This window comes from Actinoallomurus sp. NPDC050550 (genome assembly GCF_040655075.1).
GTDB lineage: Bacteria > Actinomycetota > Actinomycetes > Streptosporangiales > Streptosporangiaceae > Actinoallomurus.
The window spans coordinates 44,336-50,681 of record NZ_JBFAJC010000072.1; the positions used below are offsets into that span (position 1 = coordinate 44,336).

The 6,346-nt window shown below is 74.5% G+C and carries 1 protein-coding gene; it reads left to right on the forward strand.

What is annotated here, in order from left to right; genetic code table 11:
* Positions 1-19 precede the first annotated feature (19 nt).
* Positions 20-6,346, forward strand: a 6,327-nt coding sequence (locus tag AB0I04_RS49220) for a type I polyketide synthase (RefSeq protein WP_360901767.1), incomplete at its 3' end; no start/stop codon positions are given.

Consider the following 6,346-nt stretch of genomic DNA (forward strand, 5'->3'; position numbering starts at 1 on the left):
GAGGGCTGGGGGATCCCCCGTGACGAATGAAGAGAAGCTGGTCGACTACCTACGGCGCGTCGCCGGTGACCTGCACACCACCCGCCGAAGGCTGCGGGAGGTCGAGGAACGCGCCCAGGAACCGGTCGCCGTCGTCGGGATGGCCTGCCGGTATCCGGGCGGTGCCGGATCGCCCGAGGAGCTGTGGGAACTCGTCGCCTCCGGCGGTGACGCGATGGGGGAGTTCCCCGCCGGACGCGGCTGGGACCTGGCCGGGTTGTTCCACCCCGACCCCGACCACCCCGGCACCACCTACGCCGGCGCGGGCGGGTTCCTCTACGACGCCGACGGGTTCGACGCGGACTTCTTCGGCATCAGCCGGCGAGAGGCACCGGCCATCGACCCGCAGCAGCGACTGCTCCTGGAGGTCTGCTGGGAACTGCTCGAACGCGCCGGCATCGACCCCACCTCGCTGAAGGGAAGCCTGACCGGGATCTACGCGGGGACGGCCCTGCCCGGGTTCGGCACCCCGCACATCGACCGCGCCGCCGAGGGCTACCTCGTCACCGGTAACGCGCCGAGCGTGCTGTCCGGCCGGGTGGCGTACACACTGGGGCTCGAAGGCCCGGCGGTGACCGTGGACACCGCGTGCTCCTCGTCGCTGGTCGCCATGCACCTGGCCGTCCAGGCGCTGCGCGGTGACGAGTGCACGCTCGCGCTGGCGGGCGGCGTGACGGTGATGTCCATCCCGAACGTCTTCACCGAGTTCTCCCGGCAGCGCGGCCTGGCACCGGACGGGCGCTGCAAGCCCTTCGCCGCGGCGGCCGACGGCACGGCCTTCTCCGAAGGCGTCGGGATGGTGCTGCTGGAGCGCCTGTCCGACGCACGCCGCAACGGTCACGAGGTCCTCGCACTGATCCGTGGGTCGGCCATCAACCAGGACGGTGCCAGCAACGGCCTGACCGCGCCGAACGGTCCTTCCCAGCAGCGCGTCATCCGGCAGGCCCTGGCCGGTGCGCGGCTGTCCCCCGCCGACGTGGACGTCGTCGAGGCGCACGGCACCGGGACCCGCCTCGGCGACCCGATCGAGGCACAGGCGCTGTTGGCGACCTACGGAGTCGGCCGCGAGCCAGAGCGGCCGCTGTGGCTGGGATCGGTCAAGTCGAACATCGGCCACACGCAGGGCGCCGCCGGCGCCGCCGGTGTGATCAAGATGATCATGGCGATGCACCGGGAGACGCTTCCGGTGACGCTGCACGTGGACGAGCCGACGCCGAACGTCGACTGGAGTCTCGGCCCGGTCCGCCTGCTCACCGAGCCGGTCGGGTGGCCCTGCGGCGAGCGCCCGCGCGTCGCCGCGGTCTCCTCGTTCGGCATCTCCGGGACCAACGCCCACCTGATCCTCGAGGAGGCCCCTCGTACGCTGGTGGGGGAGCCGGCGGACGGTACGGCAGGGGACACGGACCGCGACCGGACGGCGGTGGCCACGGACCGCGACCGTACAACAGGGGACGCCGACGGCGGCCGTACGGCGGAGGACGCCGAGCGCGGTCGTGCGATCGTGGGTGTCGCGGGCGGCACGACCGGAGAGCCGGTGGCCGCGGTCGTGCCGTGGGTGCTGTCGGCGCGGGGCGGGCAGGCGCTGTCCGCCCAGGCCGAGGCCCTGGCCGCCCACGTCACCGAGCATCCTGACCTGTCACCCGCCGACGTGGGCTGGTCGCTGGCCCGGACCCGGTCGGTGCTGCAGGACCGCGCGGTCGTCCTGGGCGCCGACCGCGATGAACTGTGCGCTGGGCTCTCCGCGGTCGCCGAGAACCGCCCGCACCCCGCCGTGATCCGCGCGGGACGGCCCGCCCGCGCCGGCGGCACCGCCTTCCTGTTCACCGGGCAGGGCAGCCAGCGGCCCGGCATGGGCGCCGAGCTCTACCGGACGTTCCCGGTGTTCGCGGGGTCCGTGGACGACACTTGCGCGCATCTCGACCCCCTGCTGGGCTGCTCGGTCCGCGACGCCCTCTTCGCGACCGGTGCGGCCGCCGCCGAGGCGCTGAACCGTACCGCGCTGACCCAGGCGGCGCTCTTCACGGTGGAGACCGCGCTCTACCGGCTCGTCGAGTCGTTCGGCCTCGTGCCCGACCACCTCACCGGCCACTCCGTCGGCGAACTGGTCGCCGCGCACGTCGCCGGGGTCCTGTCCCTGCCGGACGCCTGCGCCCTCGTCGCGGCACGCGGCCGGCTCATGCAGGCGCTGCCCGAGGGCGGCGCGATGGCCGCCGTCCAGGCCGCCGAGGACGAGGTCCTGCCGCTGCTATCCGGCCTGGAGGACCGTGCCGCACTGGCCGCCGTGAACGGCCCCGCCGCGGTGGTGATCTCCGGTGACGCCGACGTCGTCGACGAGATCGCGGGGGCGCTGAAGAGCCGTGGGCACAAGATCAAGCGGCTCCGGGTCAGCCACGCCTTCCACTCTCCGCGCCTGGAGCCCATGCTCGACGACTTCCGCCGGGTCGCCGGAACCCTCACGTTCGAGGCACCGCGGATCCCGGTGATCTCCAACCTCACGGGTGAGCTCGCCGACGCCGCACTGATCCGCGATCCGGAGTACTGGGTCCGGCACGTCCGCGAGCCGGTCCGGTTCCTCGACGGGATCCGCACCCTGCACGCCGAAGGCGTGACGCGGTACCTGGAGTTGGGACCGGACCCGGTGCTCACCACCATGGCCCAGGACTGTGTCCTCGCCGAGGGGACCGACCCCGATACCGCGCCGGCCGTCGCGGCGGTGATGCGACGGGACCGCGCGGAGGTCCGTACCCTCCTGACCGCCCTGGCCGAGGTGCACGTCGACGGCGGCACCGTCGACTTCTCCGCCGCGGTGCCGGGAGCGGGCCGGGTCCCGCTGCCCACCTACCGGTTCCAGCACCAGCGGTACTGGCGACCGGCCCCGGACGCGACCGCCGACGTGAGCGCCGCCGGACTCGGCCCGACCGGCCACCCCCTCGTCCAGGCCGTGGTCGAGCAACCGGACGGCGAGCTGCTGCTGACCGGGCGCCTGTCCCTCCGGACCCATGCCTGGCTGGCCGACCACGCCATCGCCGACAGCGTGCCGCTGCCGAGCACGGCGTTCCTCGAACTCGCCCTGGTCGCGGCCGAACACGCCGGCTGCGACACCGTCGAGGACCTGACCCTGGAGACCCCGCTGCTCCTCCTCCCGGCTCTCGCCGTGGACCTGCGGGTCGGCGTCGCCCGCACGGATGGGTCCGGGCGCCGCGCCATCACCATCCACTCGCGCTCGGTGGACGGCCCGGAGGCCGAGGGCGCCTGGCGACGGCACGCCGCCGGGACCCTGACCGAGACGGCCGCGCCGCCGCCGGATCCACGGATGGAGGCATGGCCGCCCGCCGACGCGGTCCCGCTCGACACCGAGGAGCTGTACGCGCGCCTGTCCGAGGAGGGGTACCGATACGGTCCCGCATTCCGCGGCGTCCACGCCGCATGGCGGTCGGGCGAGGACATCCTCGCGGAGGTACGACTCTCTCCGGAGCAGCGTGGCGAGGCCGCGAGGTACGCGATCCACCCCGCCCTCCTCGACGGCGCCCTGCATCCCGTTGACGAGCTGTACCAGGAGAAGACCGGTGACGAGGCGACCATCCGGCTGCCGTTCTCCTTCGGCGGAGTGCGCCGCTACGCCGGCGCGTCCGCCCGCCTGCGGGTCCGGCTCAGCCCCGCGGGTCCGGACACGGTGGGCCTGACGCTGCTCGACGAGCACGGCGGTCCGGTGGCCGACATCCGGTCGCTGGGACTTCGCACGATCCCCGCCGACCGCTGGCGCTCGACCCGAGCGGCCGCCGGCCACCCGCTGTACCGCCTGGACTGGCAGGACCTCGCGGATGGCGGGAAGGCGCCGGGCGGCGCATGGGCCCTCGTCGGTGCGGACCCCCTGGGCCTGACCGGCGGACCGGATCCGGTCGTGCCCGAGGACTCCGCCCACCCGGACCTGGCCGCCCTGCGCGCCGCGATCGACGCGGGCGGGCCGGTGCCGGACGTCGTCATCGCCGCCTGCCCCCACGGGTCCGGCGCGGACGACGTGCCCGCGGCGGTACGCGCCACCACCCACCGGATCCTGAGTCTGCTCCAGGGCTGGTTGCCGGACGAGCGGTTCGGGAGTGCTCGTCTGGTGATCGTGACGAACGGCGCGGTCACCGCCGATCCGGACGACGCATCGGCCGACCTCGTGACCGCTCCCGTCTGGGGCCTGGTCCGCGCCGCGCAGGCCGAGTACCCCGACCGGCTCGCACTCCTGGACGTCGACGATGACGTGGCGTCCCGCCGACTTCTCGCCGCGCTGCCGGCGGCTCTGGCCGACGGGGAGTCCCAGCTCGCGCTGCGGTCGGGGCGCCTCCGCGTCCCGCGCCTGGTCCGAGCCGACGCCGACCGGGACGCCGACGGCCCGGCGCTCGATCCCGACGGGACCGTCCTCATCACCGGCGGCACCGGAGCGCTCGGACGTCTGGTCGCCACGCACCTGGTCACCGCGCACGGCGCACGGCACCTCATCCTGGCCGGCCGACGCGGCCCCGCCGCGGACGGCGCCGCCGAGTTCGAGGCGGAGCTGACCCGGCTCGGAGCCACCGCACGCGTCGTCGCCTGCGACGTCGCCGATCCGGAGGCCCTGTCCGCCCTGCTCGCCGACACCCCCGAGGCGCACCCGCTGACGGCCGTCGTGCACGCCGCCGGCGTGGTCGACGACGGTGTGGTCACCGCCCTCACCCCTGAGCGGCTCGAGGCCGTGCTCGCCCCGAAGGCCGACGCGGCCTGGCACCTGCACCGGCTCACCCGGAAGACGGACCTGGCCGCCTTCGTGCTCTTCTCCTCGGCCGCCTCCATCCTCGGGAGCGGCGGCCAGGCGAACTACGCAGCGGCGAACGCGTTCCTGAACGCCCTGGCGGAGCACCGCCGGGCCGACGGCCGCACCGCGCACGCTCTGGCCTGGGGGCTGTGGGAGTCACCCGTCGGGATGACCGGGCACCTCGGCGACGCCGACCTGGCCCGGATGGGCCGGTCCGGCGTGGCCGCGATGCCGGCCGACCAGGCCCTCGCGCTGCTCGACGCGGCGCTGGCCGGCCGGTACCCGACAGTGGTCGCGGCGCGGTTCGACCGTGCGGCGGTGCAGGCGCAGGCCACCACGGGCTCGCTGCCGCCACCGCTGCGAAGCATGGTGCGCCTACCGCCGCCCCCGGCCGGGGCGGCACCGGCGGCGTCCTCATGGGCGGGGCGCCTGGCCGGAATGCCGGCCGCGGAGCAGGACGCCGCCCTCAAGGCCCTCGTACGCGACCAGGTGGCCACCGTGCTCGCCCACCCCGAGCCGGAGGGCATCGAGCTGGACCGGGCCTTCCAGGAGATCGGCTTCGACTCGCTCACCGCCCTGGAACTGCGGAACCGGCTCAACGCCGCGACCGGCGTCAACCTGCCGGCCACCGTCGTCTTCGACCATCCGACGCCCGGCACGCTCGTCCGGTTTCTGCGCACCCGGCTCGTCGGCGAACCGGTCCCGGCCGCCGGGTCTCCGGCGCCGGCGTCCCGCGCGACGGCCGGCGGCGACGATCCGATCGCCATCGTCGGGATGGCGTGCCGGTATCCGGGCGGTGTCACCTCCCCCACGGAGCTGTGGGATCTGGTGGCCGACGGCGTCGACGCCGTCGGGGAGTTCCCCTCCGGACGCGGCTGGGACCTCGCGGAACTGTACGACCCGGACCCGGACCGCGTGGGCCGGAGCTACGCCCGTGAGGGCGGCTTCCTCTACGACGCGGACCTCTTCGACGCGGCGTTCTTCGGGATCAGCCCCCGCGAAGCGGTGGCCATGGACCCGCAGCAGCGGCTGCTCCTGGAGACCGCCTGGCAGACCTTCGAAGACGCCGGCCTCGACCCGGTCGGTCTCCGGGGAAGCCGGACGGCCGTGTTCACCGGGGTCATGTACGACGACTACGGCGCACGGTTCCTGGGCCGGGTGCCGAGCGCCGTCGAGGGACGTCTCATGCCCGGAAGCACGCCGAGCGTCGCGTCCGGGCGCGTGTCGTACACGTTCGGTCTGGAGGGGCCGGCGGTGACGGTGGATACGGCGTGTTCGTCGTCGCTGGTGGCGATCCATCTGGCGGGTCAGGCGCTGCGGGCGGGGGAGTGCGACCTTGCGCTCGCCGGCGGCGTGACCGTGATGGCCACCCCCAACACGTTCGTGGAGTTCTCGCGGCAGCGGGGGCTGGCAGCCGATGGCCGGTGCAAGTCGTTCGCGGCGTCGGCGGACGGTACGGGGTGGGGTGAGGGTGCCGGTCTGGTGTTGTTGGAGCGGTTGTCGGATGCGCGGCGTAATGGTCGTCGG